The organism is Marinobacter iranensis (assembly GCF_029207565.1).
In the GTDB taxonomy this organism is placed as follows: domain Bacteria; phylum Pseudomonadota; class Gammaproteobacteria; order Pseudomonadales; family Oleiphilaceae; genus Marinobacter; species Marinobacter iranensis.
Genome location: NZ_JANCMW010000230.1, coordinates 1 through 263 on the forward strand (window position 1 = coordinate 1; position 263 = coordinate 263).

Sequence of the window (263 nt, forward strand, 5' to 3'; positions counted from 1 at the left end):
GGATGGGGATAACGGATATGCGGAAATGGCAGATGAGATGGAAAGACTGGCGTCCGTGCAGCCTGGCTTTCTGGGAGTAGAGAGTGCTAGAGAAGGCGTAGGCATTACCGTATCTTATTGGGAATCGCTAGAAGCCATACAAAAATGGAAACAAAACGAACGACATTTAATGGCCCAACGCAAGGGGATATCCGATTGGTATCTCGCTTATAAGACAAGAATTTGTAAGGTCGAACGGGATTATGGATTTGAAAAAACCGAAT

At 45.2% G+C, this 263-nt stretch carries 1 protein-coding gene; it reads left to right on the forward strand.

Translation table 11 applies throughout. The features are described 5' to 3' along the window. Positions 1–263: antibiotic biosynthesis monooxygenase family protein (locus tag NLU14_RS22140; RefSeq protein WP_275710665.1), on the forward strand; the 263-nt coding region annotated here is incomplete at both ends.